General features: G+C 68.7%; 27 protein-coding genes, 1 tRNA gene and 1 riboswitch. Of the genes, 22 read left to right on the forward strand and 6 right to left on the reverse strand.

Annotation, left to right across the window (positions count from 1 at the left end; all coding sequences use genetic code 11):
• Window positions 1–48: 48 nt before the first annotated feature.
• The 5 genes from EPAKOI_RS00780 to EPAKOI_RS00800 all read left to right on the forward strand — a co-directional run bounded on the left by EPAKOI_RS00780 (window position 49) and on the right by EPAKOI_RS00800 (window position 4,167).
• On the forward strand, window positions 49–1,260 hold the full coding sequence (locus EPAKOI_RS00780) for an FAD-dependent oxidoreductase (protein ID WP_423192732.1): 1,212 nt from the start codon (window positions 49–51) through the stop codon (window positions 1,258–1,260).
• 15 nt (window positions 1,261–1,275) lie between these two features.
• Window positions 1,276–1,473, forward strand: a complete 198-nt coding sequence (gene thiS, locus EPAKOI_RS00785) for a sulfur carrier protein ThiS (protein WP_124682655.1) — start codon at window positions 1,276–1,278, stop codon at window positions 1,471–1,473.
• A gap of 7 nt (window positions 1,474–1,480) precedes the next feature.
• Complete coding sequence (locus tag EPAKOI_RS00790; protein ID WP_124682654.1) at window positions 1,481–2,329, forward strand: thiazole synthase; 849 nt, start codon at window positions 1,481–1,483, stop codon at window positions 2,327–2,329.
• Window positions 2,326–3,456, forward strand: a complete 1,131-nt coding sequence (locus EPAKOI_RS00795) for a thiamine phosphate synthase (RefSeq protein ID WP_423192733.1) — start codon at window positions 2,326–2,328, stop codon at window positions 3,454–3,456. The genes EPAKOI_RS00790 and EPAKOI_RS00795 overlap by 4 nt, the downstream gene beginning before the upstream one ends.
• 276 nt (window positions 3,457–3,732) lie before the next feature.
• Window positions 3,733–4,167, forward strand: a complete 435-nt coding sequence (locus EPAKOI_RS00800) for a PaaI family thioesterase (protein WP_124682652.1) — start codon at window positions 3,733–3,735, stop codon at window positions 4,165–4,167.
• Here the strand turns inward: EPAKOI_RS00800 and EPAKOI_RS00805 are convergent.
• Window positions 4,164–4,613, reverse strand: a complete 450-nt coding sequence (locus tag EPAKOI_RS00805) for a PGDYG domain-containing protein (protein WP_423192734.1) — start codon at window positions 4,611–4,613, stop codon at window positions 4,164–4,166. The genes EPAKOI_RS00800 and EPAKOI_RS00805 overlap by 4 nt on opposite strands.
• Before the next feature lie 6 nt (window positions 4,614–4,619).
• Entirely contained in the window at window positions 4,620–5,450 is an 831-nt protein-coding gene (gene thiD, locus EPAKOI_RS00810; RefSeq protein ID WP_423192735.1) for a bifunctional hydroxymethylpyrimidine kinase/phosphomethylpyrimidine kinase, read from the reverse strand.
• Between the two features lie 89 nt (window positions 5,451–5,539).
• Window positions 5,540–5,612, forward strand: a riboswitch (S-adenosyl-L-homocysteine riboswitch).
• A gap of 133 nt (window positions 5,613–5,745) precedes the next feature.
• On the opposite strand from thiD, the gene ahcY reads away from it, so the two are divergent.
• The 3 genes from ahcY to metF all read left to right on the forward strand — a co-directional run bounded on the left by ahcY (window position 5,746) and on the right by metF (window position 8,507).
• A complete protein-coding gene (gene ahcY, locus EPAKOI_RS00815) occupies window positions 5,746–7,164 on the forward strand; it encodes an adenosylhomocysteinase (RefSeq protein WP_124682649.1) in 1,419 nt (472 codons plus the stop codon).
• A 117-nt stretch (window positions 7,165–7,281) separates the two neighbouring features.
• Window positions 7,282–7,629 (forward strand): phage holin family protein, encoded by a 348-nt coding sequence (locus tag EPAKOI_RS00820; RefSeq protein WP_124682648.1) that lies wholly within the window; start codon window positions 7,282–7,284, stop codon window positions 7,627–7,629.
• 47 nt (window positions 7,630–7,676) lie between these two features.
• Window positions 7,677–8,507, forward strand: coding sequence for a methylenetetrahydrofolate reductase [NAD(P)H] (gene metF / locus EPAKOI_RS00825; RefSeq protein ID WP_124682647.1), 831 nt, complete (start codon window positions 7,677–7,679; stop codon window positions 8,505–8,507).
• 183 nt (window positions 8,508–8,690) lie between these two features.
• Here metF and EPAKOI_RS00830 read toward each other — a convergent pair whose 3' ends face one another.
• Window positions 8,691–9,299, reverse strand: coding sequence for a 5-formyltetrahydrofolate cyclo-ligase (locus EPAKOI_RS00830; RefSeq protein ID WP_423192736.1), 609 nt, complete (start codon window positions 9,297–9,299; stop codon window positions 8,691–8,693).
• A 101-nt stretch (window positions 9,300–9,400) separates the two neighbouring features.
• On the opposite strand from EPAKOI_RS00830, the gene EPAKOI_RS00835 reads away from it, so the two are divergent.
• The 4 genes from EPAKOI_RS00835 to EPAKOI_RS00850 all read left to right on the forward strand — a co-directional run bounded on the left by EPAKOI_RS00835 (window position 9,401) and on the right by EPAKOI_RS00850 (window position 14,576).
• The gene (locus tag EPAKOI_RS00835) at window positions 9,401–11,368 is read left to right on the forward strand and encodes a transglycosylase SLT domain-containing protein (RefSeq protein ID WP_423192737.1); all 1,968 of its coding nucleotides are present in this window, start codon (window positions 9,401–9,403) and stop codon (window positions 11,366–11,368) included.
• A gap of 94 nt (window positions 11,369–11,462) precedes the next feature.
• Window positions 11,463–12,485 (forward strand): complex I NDUFA9 subunit family protein, encoded by a 1,023-nt coding sequence (locus tag EPAKOI_RS00840; RefSeq protein WP_423192738.1) that lies wholly within the window; start codon window positions 11,463–11,465, stop codon window positions 12,483–12,485.
• A gap of 157 nt (window positions 12,486–12,642) precedes the next feature.
• Window positions 12,643–13,332, forward strand: coding sequence for a glutathione S-transferase family protein (locus tag EPAKOI_RS00845; protein ID WP_423192739.1), 690 nt, complete (start codon window positions 12,643–12,645; stop codon window positions 13,330–13,332).
• A 2-nt stretch (window positions 13,333–13,334) separates the two neighbouring features.
• Window positions 13,335–14,576, forward strand: a complete 1,242-nt coding sequence (locus EPAKOI_RS00850) for a multifunctional CCA addition/repair protein (protein ID WP_423192740.1) — start codon at window positions 13,335–13,337, stop codon at window positions 14,574–14,576.
• 376 nt (window positions 14,577–14,952) lie between these two features.
• Here the strand turns inward: EPAKOI_RS00850 and EPAKOI_RS00855 are convergent, their stop codons facing one another.
• Window positions 14,953–15,147 (reverse strand): DUF2905 domain-containing protein, encoded by a 195-nt coding sequence (locus EPAKOI_RS00855; RefSeq protein WP_124682641.1) that lies wholly within the window; start codon window positions 15,145–15,147, stop codon window positions 14,953–14,955.
• 14 nt (window positions 15,148–15,161) lie between these two features.
• On the reverse strand, window positions 15,162–16,340 hold the full coding sequence (locus EPAKOI_RS00860) for a class I SAM-dependent methyltransferase (protein ID WP_423192741.1): 1,179 nt from the start codon (window positions 16,338–16,340) through the stop codon (window positions 15,162–15,164).
• A gap of 16 nt (window positions 16,341–16,356) precedes the next feature.
• On the opposite strand from EPAKOI_RS00860, the gene EPAKOI_RS00865 reads away from it, so the two are divergent.
• The 3 genes from EPAKOI_RS00865 to ttcA all read left to right on the forward strand — a co-directional run bounded on the left by EPAKOI_RS00865 (window position 16,357) and on the right by ttcA (window position 18,665).
• Window positions 16,357–17,166, forward strand: coding sequence for an SDR family oxidoreductase (locus EPAKOI_RS00865; RefSeq protein ID WP_172966008.1), 810 nt, complete (start codon window positions 16,357–16,359; stop codon window positions 17,164–17,166).
• A 23-nt stretch (window positions 17,167–17,189) separates the two neighbouring features.
• Window positions 17,190–17,588, forward strand: coding sequence for a dihydroneopterin aldolase (locus tag EPAKOI_RS00870; RefSeq protein WP_124682639.1), 399 nt, complete (start codon window positions 17,190–17,192; stop codon window positions 17,586–17,588).
• A gap of 141 nt (window positions 17,589–17,729) precedes the next feature.
• Complete coding sequence (gene ttcA / locus EPAKOI_RS00875; RefSeq protein WP_124682638.1) at window positions 17,730–18,665, forward strand: tRNA 2-thiocytidine(32) synthetase TtcA; 936 nt, start codon at window positions 17,730–17,732, stop codon at window positions 18,663–18,665.
• A 78-nt stretch (window positions 18,666–18,743) separates the two neighbouring features.
• On the opposite strand, the gene EPAKOI_RS00880 is transcribed toward ttcA, so the two are convergent.
• Entirely contained in the window at window positions 18,744–19,580 is an 837-nt protein-coding gene (locus tag EPAKOI_RS00880; RefSeq protein WP_253699977.1) for a DUF6279 family lipoprotein, read from the reverse strand.
• Between the two features lie 236 nt (window positions 19,581–19,816).
• Here EPAKOI_RS00880 and glmU point away from each other — a divergent pair, with 236 nt between their 5' ends.
• The 7 genes from glmU (at window position 19,817) to EPAKOI_RS00915 (ending at window position 26,169) form a co-directional block, all read left to right on the forward strand.
• Window positions 19,817–21,181, forward strand: a complete 1,365-nt coding sequence (gene glmU, locus EPAKOI_RS00885) for a bifunctional UDP-N-acetylglucosamine diphosphorylase/glucosamine-1-phosphate N-acetyltransferase GlmU (protein WP_124682637.1) — start codon at window positions 19,817–19,819, stop codon at window positions 21,179–21,181.
• A gap of 12 nt (window positions 21,182–21,193) precedes the next feature.
• Window positions 21,194–23,032, forward strand: a complete 1,839-nt coding sequence (gene glmS / locus EPAKOI_RS00890) for a glutamine--fructose-6-phosphate transaminase (isomerizing) (protein ID WP_124682636.1) — start codon at window positions 21,194–21,196, stop codon at window positions 23,030–23,032.
• 253 nt (window positions 23,033–23,285) lie between these two features.
• Window positions 23,286–23,882, forward strand: coding sequence for a GTP cyclohydrolase II (gene ribA / locus EPAKOI_RS00895; RefSeq protein WP_124682635.1), 597 nt, complete (start codon window positions 23,286–23,288; stop codon window positions 23,880–23,882).
• Between the two features lie 180 nt (window positions 23,883–24,062).
• Window positions 24,063–24,518, forward strand: a complete 456-nt coding sequence (locus EPAKOI_RS00900; RefSeq protein ID WP_124682634.1) for a PA2169 family four-helix-bundle protein — start codon at window positions 24,063–24,065, stop codon at window positions 24,516–24,518.
• A 213-nt stretch (window positions 24,519–24,731) separates the two neighbouring features.
• The gene (bfr, locus tag EPAKOI_RS00905) at window positions 24,732–25,211 is read left to right on the forward strand and encodes a bacterioferritin (protein ID WP_313838964.1); all 480 of its coding nucleotides are present in this window, start codon (window positions 24,732–24,734) and stop codon (window positions 25,209–25,211) included.
• 99 nt (window positions 25,212–25,310) lie between these two features.
• Window positions 25,311–25,385 (forward strand) — tRNA-Cys (locus tag EPAKOI_RS00910).
• Between the two features lie 340 nt (window positions 25,386–25,725).
• Window positions 25,726–26,169 carry a GNAT family N-acetyltransferase gene (locus EPAKOI_RS00915; protein ID WP_124682632.1) on the forward strand — a complete coding sequence of 148 codons (444 nt, stop codon included), beginning with the start codon at window positions 25,726–25,728 and terminating at the stop codon, window positions 26,167–26,169.
• The last annotated feature ends 3 nt before the right edge of the window (window positions 26,170–26,172 follow it).

A 26,172-nucleotide genomic window follows, 5' to 3' on the forward strand; every position in this document is an offset into this window, starting at 1 on the left:
AGGCCGGCGGCGCCACGCAGGATGCCAACGCCGCCGGCAAGCAAGCTTATGACAGCAGTACAGTCCTTCGATGTCGCCATCCTCGGCGCCGGCCTGGCCGGACGTTTGTCCGCCTGGCAACTGGTGCGCGCCGGTGCCCGCGTGGCGCTGGTGGAGCGGGGCGGCCCCGACGGCAGCGGATCGGCCGCGCACGTGGCCGCGGCCATGCTGGCGCCGCTGGCGGAATCAGCCATCGCCGAACGGCGCATTGTCGACCTGGGCATCGCCAGCGTCGACCTGTGGCGCACCTGGCTGCAGGAATTGCCCGAGCCGGTGTTCTTCCAGGAAGACGGCACGCTGCTGGTCTGGCACGCGCGTGACCGCAGCGAGGTGTCGCTGTTCACGGGCCGCATGCGCGCCGTGGCGCCGCCGGAACTGGTGCAGGCGCGGCTGCGCGCGCTGGACGGCAATGGCGTTGGCCAGGTGGAACCCGCGCTGGCGGGCCGCTTTCCGCAGGGCCTGCTGCTGCAGGGCGAAGGCCAGCTCGACAACCGTGGCGCCATGCGCGCGCTGCTGGCGTGCGCGATTGAGGAAGGGCTGCACTGCGTGTGGGAAGCGGGCGAGATCGACGCCGATGCGCTGCCCGCGCTGGGCATCCACGCCGGCGTGGTGCTGGACTGCCGGGGCCTGGGTGCCCGCGCGGCATGGGCCGAAGCCGGCGCGGCCGGCGGCCAGGCGCTGCCGGGGCTGCGCGGGCTGCGTGGCGAGGTTGTCCGCGTCCACGCGCCGGACGTGAAGCTGCACCGCCCGGTGCGCCTGCTGCATCCGCGCTACCCGATCTACATCGCGCCGAAGCCGAACGACCTGTATGTGATTGGCGCCACCGAGCTGGAAAGCGAGGACGAATCGCCGATGAGCGTGCGCTCTGCGCTGGAGCTGCTGTCGGCGGCCCATTCGCTGCATCCCGCCTTTGGCGAGGCGCGCGTGCTGGAGCTCAACGTCCAGCGCCGCCCGACCCGGCCCGACCACCTGCCCGCGATCCGCGTGGACCAGCAGGCCCGCGTGGTGCGCGTCAACGGCCTGTACCGCCACGGCTGGCTGATCGCGCCGGCCGTGACCGAGGCCGCCTGCCACGTGGTGCGCGCGATGCTGGACGCCGATCCGGCCGCCCACGCCGTGCCGGCCGCGCTGCGCTGGCCCGGCATGATCGAGGCCGTGTCCGACCCGGCATCGCCCGGGCGGCGCGCGCGGTCCGAGGCGTCCGGCGGCACGCTGCATTAACCCGAACCCCCGACCATGAAAATCCTGCTCAATGGCCAACCGCTGGACCTGCCGGACGCCGCCACGCTGGCGGACGCCGTGACGGCCGCGGCCATCGCGCCGCCGTTCGCGGCCGCCGTGAACGGCCAGTTCGTGCCGCGCGCCGCCCATGCGGCCACCGCGCTCAACGCGGGCGACCAGATCGACCTCGTGCAACCCGTGACGGGAGGCTGACCACACCATGACATTCGAACCGACTGAAACCTTGCGCGATCCGTTCGTGCTGTACGGGGAATCGTTCAACTCCCGGCTGCTGCTGGGCACCGCGCGCTACCCGTCGCCGGCCACGCTGCAGGCGGCCGTGGAGGCGTCGCGCCCGGCCATGATCACCGTGGCGCTGCGCCGCCAGACGGCGGTGGGCAGTGGCGACGGCCAGACGCTGGGCGGCGACACGTTCTGGCAGATGCTGCGCACGCTGGGCGTGCCGGTGCTGCCCAACACCGCCGGCTGCTTCACCGCGCAGGAGGTCATCACCACGGCCATGATGGCGCGCGAGGTGTTCGAGACCGACTGGATCAAGCTGGAGCTGATTGGCGACGACTACACGCTGCAGCCCGACACGCTGAACATGCCGGCCGTGGCCGAGACGCTGGTCAAGGAAGGTTTCAAGGTGCTGCCGTATTGCACCGAGGACCTGGTGCTGTGCCGGCGCCTGCTGGACGTGGGCTGCCAGGCGCTGATGCCGTGGGCCGCGCCGATCGGCACGGGCCGGGGCGCGGTGAATCCGCACGCCATGCGCACGCTGCGCGACCGCCTGCCCGATACGCCGCTGATCGTCGACGCCGGGCTGGGCCTGCCGTCGCACGCGGCGCAGGTGCTGGAATGGGGCTACGACGGCGTGCTGCTGAACACGGCCGTGGCGCAGGCCGCATATCCGGTGAACATGGCGCGCGCGTTTGCGCTGGCCGTGGAGGCCGGGCGCACCGCCTACCTGGCCGGTCCGATGCCCGAGCGCGAGGTGGCGCAGGCCAGCACGCCGGTGGTGGGCATGCCGTTCTGGCACGCCGAGGGCGCGGAGGACCGCGCATGACGCGCCAGGGCGTAGCCGCGGCCATCGACGCCGCATTGTTCGAGGATCTGGCGCGGCGCTACGCGCCGGTGTTCGGGCACGACGCCACGCCGTGGCAGGCGTGGACGCTGGCCGACGCGCCCGCCACGCTGGGCCGCCACGACGTGCTGCTGGCCGAGGGCGAGGCGCCGCCAGCGGCGGTCGATCGCGTGGCCGGCGCCAATGCGGTGCTGATTGCCACGGTGCGCGAGGGCGGCCGCTGGATCGACACCGTGCGGTCGTGGATGGGCACCTGGGTGCTGGCATCGGACGCCGATGACGGCGCGCCGCACTCGCCGGCGTTCGTGGCCGTGCTGACCGCGGCGCTGTCGCTGCATTTCCCGGCCCACGACGCGCTGTGCATCGCACGCGCCTGGCAGCCGGGCAGCACCGCGTGGCCCGCCGATTTCGGCCGCTTCCCGCGTGTGCGGCAGCCCGCGCTGGCGTCGCCGGACCAGCCGCCCGCCGCCTTCGCCCCGTGCCCGCCGGACCTGGGCCTCTACGCCGTGATGCCCACCGCCGCGTGGATCGAGCGGCTGGTACCGCTGCAGGTGCCGACCGTGCAGTTGCGCTTCAAGTCCGACGATGCCGCCGCCGTGCGCGCCGAAGTGGTCCGGGCCGCCAACGCGGCCAAGGGCTCGGCGTCCCGCCTGTTCATCAACGACCACTGGCGCGTGGCGATCGACCACCATGCGGCCTGCGGCGGCGACAGCGGCATCTACGGCATCCACCTGGGCCAGGAAGACCTGGACGACGCCGACCTCGACGCCATCCGCGCTTCGGGCCTGCGCCTGGGCGTGTCGACGCACGGCTACGCCGAAATGCTGCGCGTGGCGGCCATCCAGCCCAGCTACCTCGCCCTTGGCGCGATCTTCCCGACCACCACCAAGGTCATGCCCACCCAGCCGCAGGGCATGGGCCGCTTCCAGGCCTACGTGAAACTGATGCAGCCGGTGATTCCGTCGCTGGTCGGCATCGGCGGCGTCAACGCCGACAACCTGCGCGAAGTGCTGGCCGTGGGCGTCGGCAGCGCAGCCGTGGTGCGCGCGATCACCGAGGCCGACGATGTGCCGGCGGCGGTGGCCGGGTTGATCGGGGCGTTTGGCTGAGGGTTTGTTGGGTTTTGCTTGTTGGGGTGGTGGCAGTTTGTACCGCTGGCCCTCACCCCAGGCCCCTCTCCCGCCTGCGGGAGAGGGGCGCGAACGTGTCCGTCTCCCCCGATTCCTGTCCTGCAAGGCCGATCCGGCCCTGTCACCGCCCCCCATCCTTTGTCCGCTAACCGGCCAGCCTGGCTTCCGGCTGCCGACGAATCCGCATATGCTCTCCGTCCAGTCACCAAAGGATCGAGGTTCCGCCATACGGAACCCGCACGAGAGGAAACAGCAGTGAACGAGATCATCCCCGCGGCGCCGGGTACGCCGGACAAGCCTTATTTCGGTATCGAGATTCCGCTGATGCGGCTGCTGGGCCTGCAGCCGGTGCACATGGAAGACGGGCTGTGCCGCACGCGGCTGCCGGCCAATCCGCATGTGGTGAACAGCCGGGGCGACGTGCACGGCGGCACCCTGATGGCGGTGCTCGATTTCACGCTGAGTGGCGCGGCGCGGTCGCATGCGCCGCTGGACGTGGGGGTCATCACGATCGACATGTCGACCCATTTCCTGGCCGCCGCGCGCGGGGAACTGACGTTCGAGGCGCGCACGATGCGCCGGGGCAACAAGATCGCGTTCTGCGAGGGCGAGGCTCGCGACGCGTCGGGCACGGTCTGCTGCGTGGCCCGGGCGTCGTTCAAGCTCGTGCAGCTGGCCGGCGGGAACTAGGCCGCCGGATCGCCGCCCGGGGCCGGGCGGTACACCGCTTCGAACCGTGCGCGCTCGGTGATCCCATGGTCGCCGGGCGCGTACTGCATCAGCCAGTCGCCGGGCTTGCCGGTCAGCACGTCGCCGCCGGCCGAGCGGGCGATGGCGAACGGCTGCGGCATGGCCTTGGCCAGCACCGGCACGGGCTGGTTGCGATACGGGCCGGGCTCGCCATGCGCTTGCGGCCCCGCCGCGACGTCGCGGGCGTCGAACCGGTCGCGCGACACCACCCAGCGGTCGCCCGTGGCGCCGGTCACGATGGCGTCGGCCACCCGGTAGCGGTTGGGGCCCTCGCGGCTGGCCAGCTCGCCCGGTTCGGCGGCGAACGTCACCTGCACCGTTTCATCCTTGACGTACCAGCGCGCGGCGGGATCGTGGCGCAGGTCGATGTCCTGTAGCGTCTGCATCGCGGTTCAGCCCAGCACGCGCGGCGCGAAGCCGTGGTTCAGCGGACCGTTGCCGGCGCCCAGGCGCAGGTGCGCGCCCGCCGCGATGGCCTGGGCCACGAAGTCGAGCGCGGTGCCCACGGCGTCGGGCAGGGCGTCGCCGCGCGCGAGCTGCGACGCGATGGCCGCCGCCAGCGTGCAGCCGGTGCCATGCAGGTTCGGGGTGTCGATGCGCGGATGCGTGAATACACGGACGGTGCCGTCGGCCAGCATCAGCAGGTCGTCAAGGCCGGCGGCGGCCGGGCCGTCGTCCTCCAGGTGGCCGCCCTTGAGCAGCACGGCCCGGCAGCCCATCGCCAGCAGTTCGGCCGCGGCGGCTTCCATGTCGGCGCGGCGGGCGATGCGGCGCCCGAGCAGGTACGACGCCTCGGGCAGGTTCGGCGTGACCAGCATCGCGCGCGGGAACAGCAGGCGCACCATGGCCTGGCTGGTGGCATCGTCGGACAGCGTCGCGCCCGACGTCGAGATCATCACCGGGTCCACCACGAGCCGGGCGATGCCATGCCGGTCCACCGCGCCGGCCACGGCCTCGACGATGGACGCCGTGCCGAGCATGCCGGTCTTGGCGGCGTCCACCCCGATGTCGTCGGCCACGGCGTCGATCTGGGCCGCCACCATTTCGGCCGGAATGGCGTGCACGCCCGTCACGCCCAGCGTGTTCTGGGCCGTAATGGCCGTGATCGCGCTCATGCCAAAGCAGCCGAGCGCGGCAAACGTCTTCAGGTCCGCCTGGATGCCGGCGCCGCCGCCGGAGTCGGAACCGGCGATGGTCAGGGTGCGGGGTGGCGTGGGGAGCATGTGCAGGGCGGGAGCAGTCGGAAACAAAAAAGCGGAAAAAATCTGGCGATTCGGCCAGCTTGCCGCGAACAGGCACGCTACAATACCGCCACTCCGAGGAGCGTTGCAACGGATGCCTTGTCGTCCGCCAGGCTCGGAATGTCTCAACGGCGCTCGCTGTTCCGTGGTTTCGCACGGGGCGCGAGTCGACCTGTCTGCCCGTCATGCCCGATCCGGCTGCGTTTGCCAGCCGCCGCATGGCGCGTCCGCCATCCTCCCGTTCCGTTCGCGTGCCACTCTTACACCGGAGTGACTCATGAACGCTGTGACTGACCTGAAGCAAGACTATCTGATCGCCGACATCGGCCTGGCCGCCTGGGGCCGCAAGGAAATCGCCATCGCCGAGACCGAGATGCCCGGCCTGATGGCGATCCGCGACGAGTTTGCCGCCGCCCAGCCGCTCAAGGGCGCCCGCATCGCCGGTTCGCTGCACATGACCATCCAGACCGCCGTGCTGATCGAGACGCTCCAGGCGCTGGGCGCCGACGTGCGCTGGGCGTCGTGCAACATCTTCTCGACCCAGGACCACGCCGCCGCCGCCATTGCCGCGTCGGGCACGCCGGTGTTCGCGTTCAAGGGCGAGTCGCTCAAGGAATACTGGGACTTCACGCACCGCATCTTCGACTGGGCCGACGGCGGCACGCCGAACATGATCCTGGACGACGGCGGCGACGCCACGCTGCTGCTGCACCTGGGCGCCCGCGCCGAGAAGGACGCCTCGGTCATCGCCAAGCCGACCAGCGAGGAAGAAACCTACCTGTTCGCCGCGATCAAGGAAAAGCTGGCCAAGGACGGCGCGTGGTACAGCCGCAACCTGGCCGCCATCCGCGGCGTGACCGAGGAAACCACCACGGGCGTGCACCGCCTGTACCAGATGGCCCAGCGCGGCGAACTGAAGTTCCCGGCCATCAACGTCAACGACTCGGTGACCAAGAGCAAGTTCGACAACCTGTACGGCTGCCGCGAATCGCTGGTGGACGGCATCAAGCGCGCCACCGACGTGATGATCGCCGGCAAGATCGCCGTCGTGGCCGGCTACGGCGACGTGGGCAAGGGCAGCGCCCAGGCCCTGCGCGCGCTGTCGGCCCAGGTCTGGGTGACCGAGATCGACCCGATCTGCGCGCTGCAGGCCGCCATGGAAGGCTACCGCGTGGTGACGATGGACTACGCCGCCGAGCACGGCGACATCTTCGTGACCTGCACCGGCAACTACCACGTGATCACGCACGACCACATGGCCAGGATGAAGGACCAGGCCATCGTCTGCAACATCGGCCACTTCGACAACGAGATCGACATCGCCTCCATCGAGAAGTACGAGTGGGACGAGATCAAGCCGCAGGTGGACCACGTGAAGTTCCCGGACGGCAAGAAGATCATCATCCTGGCCAAGGGCCGCCTGGTGAACCTGGGCTGCGCCACGGGCCACCCGTCGTACGTGATGAGCAGCTCGTTCGCCAACCAGACCATCGCCCAGATCGAACTGTGGGCCGAGCGCGACAGCAACAAGTACCCGGTGGGCGTCTACACGCTGCCCAAGCACCTGGACGAGAAGGTGGCGCGCCTGCAGCTGAAGAAGCTGAACGCGCAACTGACCGAGCTGACCGAGCAGCAGGCCGCCTACATCGGCGTGAAGAAGGAAGGCCCGTACAAGGCCGACCACTACCGCTACTGATCGCCGGGGCTGGCCCCGCGGTTTGCACCCGTCTCCCGCGCGTCGGGAGCGGGGGCGGGGAGGGGCGCCTGGCCGCTCCCCGCCGGTGTCCTCCATCCCAAGAACAAAGGAGTCGCAATGAGACTGTTGGCTGTCTGGATCATCAACGCCGCCTCGCTGTTCCTCGTGAGCTACCTGCTCAGCGGCATCGAACTCGGCGGCTTTGGCTCGGCGATGGTTGCCGCGCTGGTGCTGGGCCTCGTCAACACGCTGATCCGGCCGATCCTGGTCATCCTGACGCTGCCGGTCACGCTGCTGACGCTGGGGCTGTTCATCTTCATCATCAACGCGCTGCTGTTCCTGTTCGTCGGCAACCTGCTGCAGGGGTTTGTCGTCCAGGGGTTCGGCTCCGCGCTGCTGGGCTCGATTCTCTATAGCGTGATTTCCACCATCCTCGCGAGCGTGCTGCTCGGGGACCGGGACTGAAGCGCGACCGTATCCAAAAGGGGCGCCGCCCGCGCGGCGTGCCAACCATGACTGACCGCTACTACAGCTTCGAATTCTTCCCGCCCAAGACGGCGGAGGGCGCGGAGAAACTGCGCAATACGCGCGCCCAGCTGGCGCCGCTGCAGCCCAAGTACATCTCGGTGACGTTCGGCGCCGGCGGCACCACGCAGCAGGGCACGCTGGACGCCGTGCTGGAGATCCAGCGCGAGGGCATCGAGGCCGCACCGCACCTGTCGTGCGTGGGCTCCACGCGCGAGAATATCCGCGCCATCCTGGATGCCTACCGCCAGGGCGGCATCCGCCACATCGTGGCGCTGCGCGGCGACATGCCGTCGGGCATGGGCGAGATCGGCGAGTTCCGCTACGCCAACGAGCTGGTGGAATTCATCCGCGCCGAGACCGGCGACTGGTTCCATATCGAGGTGGCGGCTTACCCCGAATACCACCCGCAGGCCCGCTCGCCGCGCCACGACCTGGACAACTTCGCCCGCAAGGTCAAGGCCGGCGCCAACTCGGCGATCACGCAGTACTTCTTCAACGCCGACGCCTACTTCCGGTTTGTCGACGACGCCCGCGCCGTGGGCGTGGACGTGCCGATCGTGCCCGGCATCATGCCGATCACGAACTATTCGCAACTGATGCGGTTCTCGGAAATGTGCGGCGCCGAAGTGCCGCGCTGGGTGGCCAAGAAGCTCGAATCGTTCGGCGACGACAAGGAATCGATCCGCGCCTTCGGCCTGGACGTGGTCACCGCGCTGTGCGAACGCCTGCTGGCCGCCGGCGTGCCGGGGCTGCACTTCTACACGCTGAACACGGCCGCCGCCACCAAGGCAATCTGGCAGCGGCTGAAGTTGTAAGGGCTGGGCCCAGGCCCCCGGTTTTCTCCCCTCTCCCGCGCGCGAGAGAGGAGTCGGGGGTGAGGGCATGGCGCTTCAAACTGCCACCGGTCGGCAAGCAGATCCTCGACGCCCTCACCCCCAGCCCCTATCCCACTTCGCGGGAGAGGGGCGCCAGCCAGCGGCGTCAGTCGGCTGGCCCCCCTACCAAACCCCCCGTTCCGTCACCACCCAGTCCATCGGCAGGTCGTGCGCCTGCGCAGCCAGCGGAATGCGGCACGCTTCGTAGCCGATGCCGATGGCCACCGGCGTGGCGCCCTGGGCGGCCAGCGCGGCCAGCGTGCGGTCGTAGAAGCCGCCGCCGTAGCCCAGGCGGAACTTGTCGGCGCTGAAACCGACACAGGGAATGAGCAGCGCGTCGGGCGTCACGGCGTCGGTGCCGTCGGGTACCGGAATGCCGTAGTGGCCGGCGCGCATCGGCGTGTCCGGCGTCCAGGCGTGGAAGTCGAGCGGGGTGCCGGGGGCCGAGACCACGGGCAGTGCGGCCGTGCGGCCGGGCAGGCCGGCGAGCCAGCGGGTCACCGTGGCGCGGGCGTCGAATTCCTGCTGGATCGGCCAGTAGAACCCGATCCGGCGCACGCCCAGACGTTCCAGCAGGGGGCCAAGGGCCTGGTCGATGCCGGCGTCGCAGGCGGCGCGGTCGGGCAGCGCGGCGCGCAGCGCCAGCAGGTCGCGCCGCAGGGTGCGGCGGTCGGTGTCGGGGGGGAATTGGCGGGCGTCCGGGCCGTTGTCCGGGGCTTGGGTCGGGGGCATGGCGTGCAATAATGGCCGGCGATCAGACATCTGAGACAAACGAACACGGCGTGCCCGGCTTGAGGATGGGCACGCGCGACCACATGAGGGATAAGCAAAGCATGCCGAAGGGAGTATATCTGCGCCGCGCGGGCCGCATTGCCTGGCTCGCGTTCGCGGGCGCGTTGCTGGCGACGCCGGCGTTTGCCCAGAAGAAGCCGGCGCCGGTGCGTCCGGCTCCGCAGCAGCCTGCTGCCTCGACCGTGATTCCGTCGAATCCCGACGACGCCTTCGTGGCGCTGCGCGAGGCGGCCCGCAAGAACGATCCCGACCGCGCCGCCGCCATCTCGGCCACGCTGGTCGACTACCCGATTCCGTCGTACGTCGAATACTTCCGCATCAAGCCGCAGATGTTCGACACGGGCGGCCAGGCGCGCATCGACGCCCCGGACGCCGAGGTGGCCGCGTTCCTGCAGCGCTACCAGGGCGAGGCCATTGCCGACCGCATGCGCAATGACTGGCTGCTGGTGCTGGGCAAGAAGCGCGACTGGGCCAACTTCGACATCCAGTATCCGCAGTTCGTGCTCAAGGACGACACGCAGGTGGAGTGCTACGCGCTGCTGTCCAAGGCGCTCAAGGGCCAGAACGTGGCCGCCGAGGCGCGCGCGGTGCTGGTCGATCCGCGCTACTACGGCGACGGCTGCGTGGACCTGGTGACCTACCTGCTGCAGAGCCAGCAGATCCAGCGCAGCGATGTGGCGTTTCAGGCACGCCAGGCGCTGGAGCAGAACTACACGACGCTGGCTGCCAAGATCGCCGCCGCCGTGCCCGACGCGCGCGTGGACAGCGACCCGCTGGCAACCATCGTCAAGATGGCGCGCAACGATCCGGCGCAGGCGTCGGCCTACCTGGGCACCATCGTCGGCACGCTGTCGCGCGACGAGCAGGGCGCGGCGTGGGGTGTGGTGGGCCAGTTCGCCGCCAAGAAGCTGATGCCGGAAGCGGCGCAGTACTACCGCCGCCAGATGGACCTGGGCGGCAACCAGTGGTTGTCCGACGAAACGCAGGAGTGGCGCGTGCGCGCGGCGCTGCGCCAGGGCGACTGGAAGCAGGTGCGGCAGTCGGTGGAGCTGATGCGCCCCGAGCTGCGCGCCAAGGACGCGGCGTGGACGTACTGGTACGCCCGCGCGCTGAAGGCCGAGGGCCGCACGCAGGACGCGCAGACGCAGTTCCAGTCGATCGCCGGCCAGTTCAACTTCTACGGCCAGCTTGCCAGCGAGGAACTGGGCAACCGGATCTCGCTGCCGGCCCGCACCACGGTCAGCGACGCCGAGGCGATGGCCATGCGCACCCGCCCGGGCTTCCAGCGCGCGCAGAAGTTCTACGACATGAACCTGCGCTTCGAGGGCAACCGCGAGTGGAACTGGGAGTTGCGCGGCATGACCGACCGCGAGCTGCTGGCCGCGGCCGAGTACGCGCGCAAGATCGAGCTGCTGGACCGTACCGTCAACACGTCGGACCGCACCAAGGTGGAGCACGACTTCGCCCAGCGCTTTCCCATGCCTTACCGGGACATCATGCAGCGCGCCACTGACGACGTGGGGCTGGACATGGCCTGGGCGTACGGGCTGATCCGCCAGGAATCGCGCTTCATCATGAACGCGCGGTCGTCGGCCGGGGCGCACGGGCTGATGCAGGTCATGCCCGCCACGGCCAGGTACGTGGCCCGGAAGATCGGCATGACGGACTTCTCGCCGTCGATGATGAGCGACCCGACCGTCAACATCATGCTTGGTACAAATTACATGAGCATGGTGCTGACGGACCTCGACAGTTCATGGACGCTGGCATCCGCCGGGTACAACGCCGGCCCGGGACGCCCGAAGGCGTGGCGTTCGAGCCTGATGCGGCCCGTGGAAGGCGCGATCTTTGCAGAGACGATCCCGTTCACGGAAACGCGCAACTATGTCAAGAATGTGCTTTCCAACGCCACGTACTATGCTGCATTGATGAGTGGCCGGCCCCAGTCGCTGAAGGATCGCCTGGGGGTGGTCGCGCCGTCCACGGTCACCACGACCAGCCTGCCCTGACCGGCGCCGCCGGCCGGCGGCGGGCTCCGCGGTCCGGGACGCGCGCAACGGATGCAGCGTCCCGTGACCGACACGCGATTATCGGAGCCCATGTATGAAGACCAGCAACGTTCTAGTCATCGGGGGCGCCGGCTTCATCGGCAGCCACCTCGTATCCCGCCTGGCCGGCGCGGCGTCCGCGTCCGGCGCGCCGCTTGATCCGGCGGCCAATCCCGACAGTCCCATCGCGCCCGACCGCATCGTCGTCGGGTCGCGCAGCGTGGAGCACGCCCAGCACCTGCTGCTGCTGCCCCGCGTGGAGGTGGCCGAGCTGGGGCTGGCGGATGCGGCGTCGCTGGACGATGCGATCGGGCCGCTCGGGGTCGATGGCATCGTGGTCAACCTCGTCGGCATCCTGCACGGCGACCGCGGCGACCCCTACGGCCCGCAGTTCGCGGCCGCGCACGTCGACCTGCCGCGCCAGATTGTCGAATCGTGCAACCGCACCGGCGTCCGGCGGCTGATCCATATGAGCGCGCTGGGCGCGGCCCCCGAAGGCCCGTCGATGTACCTGCGCAGCAAGGGCGAGGGCGAGCGCATCGTGCGCGAGAGCGGGCTGGACTGGACGATCTTCCGCCCGTCCGTCGTGTTCGACCCCGACGACCATTTCCTGAACCTGTTCGCCCAGCTGCAGCACGTGGCGCCGGTGGTGCCACTGGCCTGCGCCCATGCGCGCTTCCAGCCCGTATTCGTGATGGACGTGGTGCAGGCGTTCGTCAACGCCATGGCCAACGGCGCGACGATCGGGCAGACCTACGAGCTGGGCGGCCCGCAGGTGTACACGCTGGAGGAACTGGTCAAGTTTGCCGGCCGCGCGTCGGGCCATCCGCGCCCGATCATCGCGCTGCCCGACGCGCTGGCGCGCATGCAGGCGGCGGTGCTGGAACACATGCCCGGCGGCACGGTGCTGTCGCGCGACAACCTGGACTCGATGCGGCTGGACAACGTGCTCGGCCAGCCGATGGCGGCGGAACTTGGCGTGCAGCCGGTGAGCCTGGAAGCAGTGATGACCGACGTGCTGGCGGGCCGCAACCGCGACACGTTCCTGCAGTCGATGCGCGGCAGCGTCCACCGCTGACGGCCGGCCGGACCGCCGCCGATGTGACTGCGGCTCACAGGCTTGCGAGCCTAATTCGTTTGGAGACCGTCCGGCGCGTCGATAGAATGTCTGGTCCAGGGCGCCAGGCCGCGCGCCGGCGCCCGCCCCTTCCCTGTCCGCCCCCAAGGAATCCGCGATGAAGCTCGTCATCGGCAACAAGAACTACTCGTCCTGGTCGCTCCGTCCCTGGCTGCTGCTGCGCCAGGCCGGCATCGACTTCGAGGAAATCCCGCTGCGCCTGTTCACGAAGGCGTTCAACGAGGAAATCGCGCGCTACTCGCCGGCCGGCAAGGTGCCGGCGCTGGTCGACGGCGACCTGACCGTCTGGGATTCGCTGTCGATCTCGGAATACGTGGCCGAGCGCTTTCCGCAGCTTCAGCTCTGGCCGGCCGACGCGGCCGACCGCGCCGTGGCCCGCTCGATCTGCGCCGAGATGCATTCGGGCTTCTTCAACCTGCGCAACCAGATGCCGATGAACGTGACCGCCGTGCTGCCGGGCCTGGGCTGGAACGTGGCCGTCCAGCAGGACATCGACCGCATCGCCACCATCTGGACCGACCTGCGCGCGCGCCACGGCGCCAAGGGGCCGTTCCTGTTCGGCACCTTCACGGTGGCCGACGCGTTCTACGCGCCCGTGGTGAGCCGCTTTGCCACGTACGGCGTGCACCTGCCCGAAGCGGCCAAGGCATACGCCGATTTCATCCTGGCGCTGCCCGCGATGCAGGAATGGGTGGCCGCCGCGCGCGAGGAGCGCGATTTCGTGCCGGCCGACGAACCGTACCGCCTGCGCCCCGAGCGGCCCGACGCGATCATCGTCACGGGATGACCATGCAGGTGTATGCCGTCGGCGGGGCCATCCGCGACCAGTTGCTGGGCAAGCCCAGCCAGGACCGCGACTACGTGGTGGTCGGCGCCACGCCGGCCGAGATGGAGGCGGCCGGCTACAAGCCGGTGGGCAAGGACTTCCCGGTGTTCCTGCATCCGCAGACGCGCGCCGAATACGCGCTGGCGCGGACCGAGCGCAAGACGGCGGTCGGCTACAAGGGGTTTGCGTTCCATACCGGCCCCGACGTGACGCTGGAGGACGATCTGGCGCGCCGCGACCTGACCATCAACGCGATGGCGCAGGCCGTGGACGCGCAGGACAACCTCGTCGGCGAGATCATCGACCCGTTCAACGGCCGGCAGGACCTGCAGGCGCGGGTGTTCCGCCATGTGTCGGACGCCTTTGCCGAAGACCCGGTGCGCATCCTGCGCGCGGCGCGGTTTGCGGCGCGCTTCCACGACTTCACCGTGGCCCCGGAGACCGTCGCGCTGATGCGCCGGATGGTGGAACTGGGCGAGGTCGACGCGCTGGTGCCCGAGCGCGTCTGGCAGGAACTGGCGCGCGGGCTGATGGAAGATCGGCCATCGCGCATGTTCGACGTGCTGCGCGACTGCGGCGCGCTGGCGCGGCTGATGCCCGAGCTGGACCGGCTGTGGGGCGTGCCGCAGCGGGCCGACTACCATCCCGAGGTCGATACCGGCGTGCACGTGATGATGGTGCTGGACTACGCTGCCCGGCGCGGATTCTCGCTGCCGGTGCGGTTCGCCGCGCTGACCCATGACCTGGGCAAGGGCACCACGCCCCAGGACGTGCTGCCGCGCCATATCGGCCACGAGCAGCGCAGCGTCGCGCTGCTGGAGGACGTCTGCCGGCGGCTGCGCGTACCGAACGACTGCCGGGAACTGGCGGTGCTGGTGGCGCGCGAGCACGGCAACATCCACCGCTCGGGCGAGTTCGGCGCCGCTGCGCTGACGCGGCTGGTGGAGCGCTGCGACGCGCTGCGCAAGCCCGACCGCTTCGCCGAGGCCCTGCGCGCCTGCGAGGCCGACGCCCGCGGCCGGCTGGGCTTCGAAGACCGCGACTATCCGCAGGCGGACCGCCTGATGACCGCCCGCGACGCCGCCGCATCGGTCGACGCCGGCGCCATCGCCAAGGCATGCGCCGACCGCGTGGACCAGATCAAGGAACAAGTCCACAAGGCCCGCATCGCGGCAGTGGCGGAAAGGCTGGGGGTGGCGGGGTAGGACGCTGATGGCTGGTGCCGGTGGCTGGTTGCCGGTGGCTGGTGGGTTGGCCGGGTCCGGCATAGGTTGCTCTTCCGCTTTGTTTTCTCCCCTCTCCCGCCTGCGGGAGAGGGGCCGGGGGTGAGGGCCAGCGATCCAATATGCGATGTGGTCGGCAAGCAGACCCTCAACGCCCTCACCCCCAACCCCTCTCCCGCGATGCGGGAGAGGGGAGCAAAGCGGGGCTTGCGGCGATTTCACGGCCGGCCCTCACCCCAACCCCTCTCCCGCGATGCGGGAGAGGGGAGCAAAACGGGGCGTGCGGTGATGTCACGGCCGGCCCTCTCCGCTAACCCCTGTCCCGCGAGGCGGCAGAGCGGAGCGAAAACACCTCCCGCTACAGCAGCTTCCCGATCACCAGTGCCACCAGCGACAGCAGGATCGTCGACGCGAATGGCAGTACGTATTCCCGGCCGAATACGCGGAAGCGGACGTCGCCGGGCAGGCGGCCCAGGCCGAGTTTCTGGAGCCAGGGCAGCGCGGCCGACAGGATGATCACGCAGAGGAAGATGGTCAGGGTCCAGCGCATCATGATGGGGGCCCCGGTCAGAGTGCGTAGCTGCGGTCGCCGCGCGAGAAGCCGGCCAGTGGCAGCGCGTCGTCGATGCCGCGCGTCAGCGCGATGACCTTGAACAGCTCGCCCATCTCGGCCTCGCTGAGCAGCTTCTGCACGGCGTTGGCCTGCGGCAGGAAGCTGGCGGCGTCCGATGGGTCGAGCGACATCATCAGGTCGGTGATGCCGGCGTTCATCAGGAATCGGGCCTGCGAGGCAAAGCCGGCGACGGTCAGGCCGGCGTCCGATGCCGCCTCGGCGATGCCGGTGAAATTCACGTGGGCCGTGATGTCCTGCAGCCCGGGGTACAGGAACGGGTCCGGGTGGGCGTGATGGCGGTAGTGGCACATCAGCGTGCCGCCCACGCGCTGCGGGTGGTAGTACTCCGACGCCGGAAAGCCATAGTCGATGAAGAACGCCGCGCCACGCGCCAGCAGGGCGCCAACGGCGCGCGCGAAGCCTTCGGCCTCGTCGTGGGTCTCGGTGACCACGTCGTGGTCGCCTTCGATGGCGGCCAGCCGGGCCGGGATCGCGGCGTCGGCCAGCAGGCGGTCCTGGAACGCGAAGGTGTCGCCCTGGCGTACCACGCCACGTTCGTGCCAGCGGCCGCCGATGCGGGCGAACAGCCGCACCGGCATGGCGTCGAGCACCTCGTTGCCGACGATGACGCCTTCGAAGGCGTCCGGCAGCGCGTCGAGCCACTGCACGCGGGCGGCCAGGTGCGGCGCCCGGCGGGCCAGCGTGTCCTGCTGGCGTGCGCGCAGTTCGCCGGACAGCTCGACGATGCGGTAGGTATCGGGCAGCGCGCCTTCGGCTTCCAGTGCCAGCAGCAGGTCCGCCGCCAGCCGGCCCGTGCCGGCGCCGAATTCCATCACATGCGGCAGCGCCTGGCCGATCAGCGGCGCAAACTGCCGGGCCAGCGTGCGGGCGAAGAACGGCGTGAGTTCGGGGGCGGTGATGAAGTCGCTGCCGTCGTCGGCGCCCCGGCCGAACTTCGCGGCGCCGCCGCTGTAGTAGCCCAGGCGCGGGGCGTAGAGCGCCAGCGACATGTAGCGTTCGAAGCCGATCCAGCCGCCGGCCGCCGCGATGGCGTCGCCGATGACGGTGGAGAGGGCCTGCGAGGCACCGAGCGCGTCGGCGGAGGGAAGGGGTAGACTAGCGACTTTCTGCATACCGCGAATTGTAGCAATGCCAGATTCGAATACTCAGGGCGCCGCCGGCGTCCCCTCGCGCGGTGTGGCGCTGGTGACCGGCGCCGCGCGCCGGCTGGGCCGGGCCATCGCGCTGGAGCTCGCCATGCAGGGCTGGGACGTCGCCGTCCACTGCAACCGATCGCGCGACGAGGCCGAGGCGCTTGCCACGCAGATCCGCGGGCTGGGCCGCCGGGCCGCCGTGCTGCAGGCCGACCTGGCCGACGAGACCGCCACGGCCCGGCTGATCGCGGCGTGCGCCGCCGAGATCGGCGTGCCGACGTGCCTGGTCAACAACGCGTCGCTGTTCCAGTACGACGTGGCGACCAGCTTCTCGTATGGCTCGCTCGACACCCACATGCGCACCAACGTGGCGGCGCCGCTGCTGCTGGCCCGCGAGATGCACAAGGCGCTCGGCGCCGATGGCAACCAGACCGAGCAGCGCGGCGTGGTGATCAACCTGCTGGACCAGAAGCTGAACAACCTGAATCCGGACTTCCTGTCGTACACGCTGTCGAAGTCCGCGCTGCAGACCGCCACGGTGCAGCTGGCCCAGGCGCTGGCGCCCCGGCTGCGCGTGGTGGGCGTGGCGCCGGGCATCACGCTGGTGTCGGGCGACCAGTCCGATCCGGGCTTTGTGCGCGCCCACGCGATGACGCCGCTGGGCAAGTCCAGCACGCCGGACGACATCGCCCACGCCGTGGCCTACCTGGCCGGCGCGCGCGCCGTGACCGGCACCACGCTGTACGTCGACGGTGGCCAGCACCTGATGCCGCTGGCCCGCGACGTGATGTTCCTGACCGAATGAGCCGTACCTCGATCGACCCTGCCATGACCTTTGCCGCCCTTTCCCATCCCAGCCTGCAAGACTGCCGCCGCATGTTCCTGCGCAACTTCGAAGTGCAGATCAACATCGGCGTGCATGAATTCGAGAAGAAGGGCGAGCAGCGCGTGCTGGTGAACATCGACCTGTTCGTGTCGCTGGCCGAGACCACCCCCCAGGCCGACCGGCTGGAGGAAGTGGTCGACTACGACTTCATGCGCAACACCGTGGCCGCCCGCATGGCGCAGGGCCATATCCACCTGCAGGAAACGCTGTGCGACGACGTGGCGCGCGCCATGCTGCAGCATCCGAAGGTGCGCGCGGTGCGCGTGTCGACGGAAAAGCCCGACGTCTACCCGGACTGCGAGTCGGTCGGCGTAGAGGTGTTCCACATCAAGCAGGGCTGAGGACGGCCAGCCGGGACCGGCGCCTGCGGACGCACAACCCGGCGGACGGGCCGGTTTAGTAGAATATCGCCCCGTCCATCCCGGCATTTCTTTCGGGCGCCCGGCCATTGTTCAGCGCCGGCCCCGTCACAGGTACGTCTTATGAGTCACTCGGCTAACTTCTACCGGCTTGAAACCCGTCTGCAGTCGCAGACCGGCAAGGCCATCGGCGACTTCGGCATGATCGAGGACGGCGACACCGTCATGGTCTGCATGAGCGGCGGCAAGGACTCGTACACGATGCTGTCGGTGCTGACGGCGCTGCAGAAGCGGGCGCCGATCCAGTTCAAGCTGATCGCGATGAACCTGGACCAGAAGCAGCCCGGGTTTCCCGAGCACATCCTGCCCGAATACCTGAAGTCGCTGGGCGTGGAATATGTGATCGTCGAGGCGGACACGTATTCGATCGTCAAGGAGAAGGTGCCCGAGGGCAAGACGACCTGCTCGCTCTGCTCGCGGCTGCGCCGGGGCGTGATCTACCGCACGGCCAAGGAACTGGGCGCCAACAAGATCGCGCTGGGCCACCATCGCGACGACATCGTCAACACGTTCTTCCTGAACATGTTCTTCGGCGGCAAGATGAAGGCCATGCCGCCCAAGCTGGCCACCGACGACGGCCAGCACATCGTGATCCGGCCGCTGGCGTACTGCTCGGAGAAGGACATCGCGTCGTACGCGCGCGCCATGGCGTTCCCGATCATCCCGTGCAACCTGTGCGGCTCGCAGGAAAACCTGCAGCGCAAGAAGGTCAACGAGATGATCCAGCAGTGGGAGCGCGAGCACCCGGGCCGCATCGACAACATCTTCTCGGCGCTGCGCAACGTGGTGCCGTCGCACCTGGCCGACACCGACCTGTTCCCGTTCACGGGGCTGGCCACCGGGCTGGCCAAGGTCGACGAGGCGTCGCTGTTCGGCGAGACCACCTACAGCCAGCAGGCGCTGCAGTTCACCGGCAACGTCGAGCCGAACCGGATGGAGTTCGTCCGCTTCGACCGCATCGGGAAGGACAAGGCGGAGGAGCGGCCGACGGCCGCTTGATCTCTGCTGGGATGTTTCTGCCCTCTCATGCATGCGGGAGAGGGGAGCCAAACACCGCCAGCCGGCTCCCTGACCCGCCTACTTCGCCGCCTGCGACGATTCCCCGCCGCCACGCATCAGCGATCGCGTGTCCGCGATCCAGCCGTCGAAGCGTTTCACGGCGTGGGCCTTCTGCTCGGGCGTGGTCATGTTGGCGATCTTGACGGTCAGGTCCACGCCGGCTGACGTGCTGCGCTGCTCGCCGGCCGACGGCCGCTGCCAGTGGTCGGCGTACTTCCGCAGCATGTCTTCCACCTGGGCCTTGGGCGGATGGTTGGTGGACACCTCGCGGGCAATCTCCACCCATTCCTGCTGCCGCTTCACGCGCTCGGCGTAGCGGGCCTCGGCGCCCTGCATGTACGGCCCCATCGCCGCGCGGATTTCCTGCTCCTGCTCGGTCGAGAAGTTGCCGTAGACCAGCTTGGAATAGTCCATGATCTTGTCGAACCGCGCCTCGGTGCGCGCCGCAGGGTCCGGCTTCAGGAATTCCTTGCGGTACTTGGCGTTGCTCTCCGCGAACTTGGCCTCCATGCGCTTGATCTGGTCCGGCGTCAGCGTCAGCAGCAGGTCCGCCAGGTCCGGCACGGCGTTCTCGAACGCCTGGCGGCCCAGGCGGTTGGTGTCCTGCTGGACCTGCCGGATCATGCCGGCGTCCACCGGGCCGGACACCTCGCCGCGCACCCGCGTCAGCACCTTTTCGATCTCGGGCAACTGGGCGCGGCGGTGCCAGCCAAAGAAGCGGGCGATGGCCTCCTTGGTCGGCGGCTCCTGGGCGTCGGAGACGTCGACATAACGGTCCACCCACCAGTAGGCCAGGCGGTCGCCCTGCTGGTAGCCGAGCTTCATCGCGTTGCAGCCGGCCAACGCCGCGACCATGGTAAATGCTGCAAACCATGCAAAAACGCGGCGTGACCAAATGTGAACAACCGTAACGCCAGGTGATCGTCCCAATGCGGCGCAGGCACGCATGCTAGAATCGGCGCGCATCTTCCCAGGGCTCGCGAATCGCCCGCCAGCCCAATGCTGGCAACGGTTCAGCGCCATCTGCCATAGCGCTCCCAGGCTCGGATTCTTCAGATTTTTCTCGGACACACTCACTTAGGAACCTCCTTGTGAATATCGTCATTCTTGCCGCGGGCATGGGCAAGCGCATGAACTCCGCGCTGCCCAAGGTACTGCACCCGGTCGCCGGCCAGCCGATGCTGGCACATGTGCTCGATACTGCCCGTACGCTCGCGCCGTCCCGGCTCGTCGTCGTGGTCGGCCATGGCGCCGAGCACGTACGCCAGGCCGTGGCCGCCGACGATGTCGCCTTCGCCGAGCAGGCGCAGCAACTGGGCACCGGCCATGCCGTGATGCAGGCACTGCCCCTGCTCGATGACGCCCAGCCTACCCTCGTCCTGTACGGCGACGTGCCGCTGACGTCGGCCGCCACGCTGCAACACCTCGTGCAGGCCGCCGGCAGCGAGCGCATGGGCGTGCTGACCGTCGAGATGGCCGATCCCACCGGCTACGGCCGCATCGTGCGCGACGCCGCCGGCAACATCGTCCGGATCGTCGAGCAGAAGGACGCCAGCGACGAAGAACGCGCGATCCGCGAGATCAACACCGGCATCATCGTCTGCCCGACTGGCCACCTGCGCAACTGGCTTGCCACGCTGGGCAACGACAACGCGCAAGGTGAGTACTACCTGACCGATACCATCGCACGCGCCGCCGCGGACGGCGTGGAGATCGTGTCGTCCCAGCCCGCCGCGCTGTGGGAGACGCTGGGCGTCAACAGCAAGGTCCAGCTGGCCGAGATCGAGCGCATCCACCAGCGCAACATCGCCCAACGTCTGCTTGAAGCGGGCGTCACGCTGCTGGACCCCGCGCGCATCGACGTGCGCGGCCAGCTTACCTGCGGGCGCGACGTGACCATCGACGTGGGCTGCGTGTTCGAAGGCCGCGTGCACCTGGACGATGGCGTGCACATCGGTGCGCACTGCGTGATCCGCAACACCACCATCGGCGCCGGCGCGCGTGTGCAACCGTTCTGCCATTTCGAGGAAGCAAAGATCGGGCCGGACGGCCGCATCGGTCCGTACGCGCGGCTGCGCCCGGGTGCCGAGCTGGGCCAGGACGTGCACATCGGCAACTTCGTCGAGGTGAAGAACAGCCAGATTGCCGACCACAGCAAGGCCAACCACCTGGCCTACGTGGGCGACAGCACGGTGGGCCAGCGCGTGAACATTGGCGCGGGTACCATCACCTGCAACTACGACGGGGTGAACAAGCACCGCACGATCATCGAGGACGATGTTTTCATCGGCTCCGATACGCAGCTGGTGGCGCCCGTGGTGGTGCGCCGCGGCGCCACGATCGGCGCGGGCACCACGCTGACGAAGGAGGCGCCGGCCGACAAGCTCACGCTGTCGCGCGCCAAGCAGATGACGATCGACGCCTGGCAGCGTCCGGTCAAGCAACCGAAAAAATAAAGGGGTTCAGCTATGTGTGGCATCGTCGGCGCGGTTTCGCACCGCAATATCGTTCCCGTCCTGATCGAAGGGCTGCGTCGCCTGGAATATCGCGGCTATGACTCGTGCGGCGTGGCCGTCGTGCGCGACGCGATCCTGGAGCGCGCCCGCACCGTGTCGCGCGTGGCGGACCTGGACACGCAGACGCAGGCGTCGGGCCTGGGCGGCCACCTGGGCATCGCGCACACGCGCTGGGCCACGCACGGCAAGCCCGACACGGTCAACGCCCACCCGCATTTCTCGGACGAGACCATCGCGCTGGTGCACAACGGCATCATCGAGAACTACGAGCCGCTGCGCGACGAGCTGCGCGCCGTGGGCTACGGGTTCGAGTCGCAGACCGACACCGAAGTGGTGGCGCACCTGATCCACCAGGCGTACACGTACCCGAGCAGCGCCACGCGCGGCGACCTGTTCGGCTCGGTCCGCGTGGTGACCAAGCGCCTGCACGGCGCCTACGCGATCGCCGTGGTGGCCAAGGACAATCCCGACGTGGTGGTCGGCGCCCGCGCCGGGTCGCCGATGGTGGTGGCGCTGGGCAACGACGAGTCGTTCCTGGCATCCGACGCGCTGGCCGTGGCCGGCACCGCCAACCGGATCATCTACCTGGAAGAGGGCGACGTCGTGGAGCTGACGCGCGCCGGCGCCACGATCCGTGACATCAACGACATCGAGGTGGTGCGCGAGGAGCGCGTGGTGGAGGCGCACGCCGCCGCCGTGGAGCTTGGCCCGTTCCGCCACTTCATGCAGAAGGAAATCTTCGAGCAGCCGCGCGCGCTGGGCGACACGCTCGAAGGCATCGCCGCGATCACGCCGGAACTGTTCGGCCCGACCGCCGCCGAGGTGTTCGCCGGCATCGACAGCATCCTGATCCTGGCCTGCGGCACGAGCTACTACTCGGGCTGCACGGCCAAGTACTGGCTGGAGTCGGTGGCCCGGATCCCGACCCAGGTGGAAGTGGCCAGCGAATACCGCTACCGCGACACCGTGCCGAACCCGCGCGCGCTGGTGGTGGTGATCTCGCAATCGGGCGAGACGGCCGACACGATGGCCGCGCTGCGCCACGCCCGCTCGCTGGGCCACCAGCACACGCTGGCGGTCTGCAACGTGGCCACCAGCGCCATGGTGCGCGAGACCGAACTGCGCTTCCTGACGCGCGCCGGCACCGAGATCGGCGTGGCATCGACCAAGGCGTTCACCACGCAGCTTGCCGCGCTGTACATGCTGACGCTGGCGCTGGCCAAGGTGCGCGGCCACCTGACCGAGCAGGAAGAAGCCGACGCGCTGACCAACCTGCGCCACCTGCCGGCCGCGCTGCACGGCGTGCTGGCGCTGGAACCGCAGATCATCGCCTGGTCCGAAGACTTCGCTCGCCGCGAAAACGCGCTGTTCCTGGGCCGCGGGCTGCACTACCCGATCGCCCTGGAAGGCGCGCTGAAGCTCAAGGAAATCTCGTACATCCACGCCGAAGCCTACCCGGCCGGCGAACTGAAGCACGGCCCGCTGGCACTGGTGACCGAGGCCATGCCGGTGGTGACGGTGGCCCCGAACGACGCGCTGCTGGAAAAGCTGAAGTCCAACATCCAGGAAGTGCGCGCCCGCGGCGGCCGCCTGTACGTGTTCGCCGACTCGGACACGCACATCCAGTCGTCGGATGGCATCCAGGTGATCCGCATGCCCGAGCACTACGGCGCGCTGTCGCCGATCCTGCACGTGGTGCCGCTGCAACTGCTGGCCTACCACACGGCCTGCGCCCGCGGCACGGACGTGGACAAGCCGCGCAACCTGGCCAAGTCGGTGACGGTGGAGTAAGGGCCGGGGCCGCGCCAGGGTCTACCCGGCACAAGGGCCGCCTTCGGGCGGCCCTTTTTCATTGCCGCTACCGGCCGATGGTGTGGCGCGCAAGGGCTTGGCAGATAACCCCGCCAGGGATGGCGGAATGCATTTCGCGGTATCCTTGCCGGCATGCTGCGTTCGCGCCTCTCCCAATCGGCGCCGCGTGGCGCGCCTGCCCCGTGCCTGCATCATGCCGCGCGGGCCCCATGGCGCCTCCAGCGAAATCAATATGAAAGACCTAGAAAGTGAGCTGATCGGCTCCGCCCGGCTGCCGACCCGCTATGGCCAATTCACCGCCCATGCCTTCCAGGGCCTGGATACCGGTACCGAACACCTTGCGCTCTCGATGGGCGATATTTCGGGCGATGACGTGCTGCTGCGGCTGCATTCGGAGTGCCTGACCGGCGACGTGTTCGGCTCCTGCCGCTGCGATTGCGGCGAACAGCTCGACCTGGCCATGAAGAAGATTGCCGAGGAAGGCCGCGGCGTGCTGCTGTACCTGCGTGGCCACGAGGGCCGTGGCATCGGGCTGTCGAACAAGATCCGCGCGTATGCGCTGCAGGATGGCGGACTCGACACCGTGGACGCCAACCTGGCGCTCGGCCAGGCCATCGATTCCCGCACCTATGCGTTTGCTGCCGACTTCCTGCGCCAGTGGGGTGTCAATTCCGTGCGGCTCATGAGCAACAATCCGGTCAAGATCAAGGCGCTGGAAGACGCCGGCATCAAGGTGACCGAGCAGATGCGCCATATCGTCCCGTCTAACGCCGAGAACGAAAAGTACCTGGCGACCAAGCGGTCGCGCATGGGACACCTGCTGGACTGAATCCCGCGTCATGCCGCGCCTGTAGGCGCAGACCGACATCGGCTTGCGAGGCGTCCCGACAGCCTGCGCGAGGCGGCTCTTCTATCTTGGAACCAAGGACCGCGCGGCCTTCAGCGCCGCTGCGGGATGTTCCATGCGCCGTGGCACCGGGGGTGCCGCGCACGATGAGAGGAGTTCGTTATGGCTGACAACAATGTGTCCGTACTCAATGACCTGATCGAAGTTTCGCGCGACGGCGAGGAAGGCTTCCGCAAGGCGGCCGAGGACGCGAAGAATCCCGAGCTGAAGACGCTGTTCTCCAGCCGCGCGACCGAATGCGGCGCCGCCGTGCGCGAGCTGCAGAGCCAGGTGGTGGCGCTGGGCGGCAAGCCCGAGGATCACGGCAGCGTGGCCGGCGCGCTGCATCGCGGCTGGGTGAGCCTGCGCTCGGCGGTGTCGGACCGCACCGACCTGGCGATCCTGGAAGAAACCGAGAAGGGCGAGGACGTCGCCAAGAAAAAGTACGCCGACGCGCTGCAGGAAACCGACCTGAGCTTCGATATCCGCGCGCTGATCGAGCGCCAGTACCAGGGCGTGCTGCGCAACCACGACCTGATCCGCGACCTGCGCAACCGTTATCGCGCCAGCGGCGAATAATCGCTGCGGCAACGGCACTGCCCGATGCCAGTGAAAGCGCCTCCGCCGGAGGCGCTTTTATTTTGCCGAAATCGAAATCAGTATCACTTGCATAATCGCGCGAAACATAATTTATTTGCGCGCCAAATGGCTGGAAAGCCGCGCCGGGCTTGAAGTTCCGGTCTCGCCCATTACCATGGAAAATCACCGCCAGGCATTTTAGGGGCAGCCGTCATGAAAGCCGACAAAAAGGTCATCCAGTTGCTGAATGGCCAGCTCAAGCACGAACTCACCGCGATCAACCAGTATTTCCTGCACGCCCGCATCTATCGCCACTGGGGGCTGACGGCGCTGGGCAAGCACGAGTATGACGAGTCGATCGAGGAAATGAAGCACGCCGACCGCCTGATCGAACGCATCCTGATGCTCGACGGCCTGCCGAACCTGCAGGACCTGGACAAGCTCATGATCGGCGAGAACACCGAGGAAATGCTCGGCTGCGACCTGAAGCTGGAACTGGTGTCGCAGGCCAACCTCAAGGAGGCGATCAAGTACTGCGAATCGGTCAGCGACTACGTGTCGCGCGACATCCTGACCGACATCCTCGACGACACCGAGGACCACGTCGACTGGCTGCAGACCCAGCTCGAACTGGTGCGCAAGGTCGGCCTGCAGAACTACCTGCAGTCGGCGATGGGCAGCCCCGAGGGCTAGCCGGCCGGCCAGGCGCGCCGCGCCCTGCAGACTTTTTCCACTTGGGCTACACTGCGCCCCGCACCACAGGACGGCCCGCTCGGTCCGTCTTCTCCCCGGGGCGGGGTGGCAGAGTGGTTATGCGACGGCCTGCAAAGCCGTTTACGACGGTTCGATTCCGGATCCCCGCCTCCATTTCCCTGCGGTTTTCCCTTTCGGTTTCCAGTTCGCTGACGCGCGTTTCGCCGTCATGAACGATAGCGATACTCACGCCCGCCCTGGCGCATTTCATGCTCCCGGTTTCACCAGGCGTGGCACGCGTCGCATCCGGTGATTTCCCTCTGGAATCCCGGCCGCGATTGCGATACTGTGGGGCGCACGCGCACCAATCGTCAGCATTTCACCGCTCTCGGACGCGCGCGTCGTCGTATGACTGCCGGGCCAAACATTATCGGCCCGCGGCGCACCCGGTTTCACCATGCAGGGCTTCCATGGCGTATCCGTCGCAACGTGATGAGAGAAACAGAGGCTCCAAATGATTAAAGACCTGCGAATCCGCATGGCTCAGCCGTCGGATGCGCCCGCCATCGGGGCCGTTCTTGAGCGGTGCGGCCTGCCGGTGGACGATCTGCCGCGGCTCGTGGGCGAGTTCCACGTGGCTGTCATGGATTCGCAACTGGTGGGCTGCGCCTGCGCCGAGCTGTTCGGCGACACGGCCATCGTCCGCTCGGTGGCCGTGCTGCGCGAATGGCGCGACCAGGGCGTGGCCAGCCACCTCGTCAACGCGGTGATGATGCGCGCGCGGGCCAACGGCAGCCGCCGCGCCGTGCTGCTGACCTCCACCTGTCCCAGCTATTTCGCGCGCTACGGCTTCTCGCTGATCCACGCCTCGAAGCTGCCGCCCGAGGTGCTGGAAAGCCAGGAATTCCTGCGCCTGCGCAATACCAGCGCGCTCTGCATGAGCGCCGAACTGGCGTAGGCG

It is taken from the genome of Cupriavidus sp. H18C2, from assembly GCF_049393795.1.
GTDB classification, from domain to species: Bacteria; Pseudomonadota; Gammaproteobacteria; order Burkholderiales; family Burkholderiaceae; genus Cupriavidus; species Cupriavidus pauculus_C.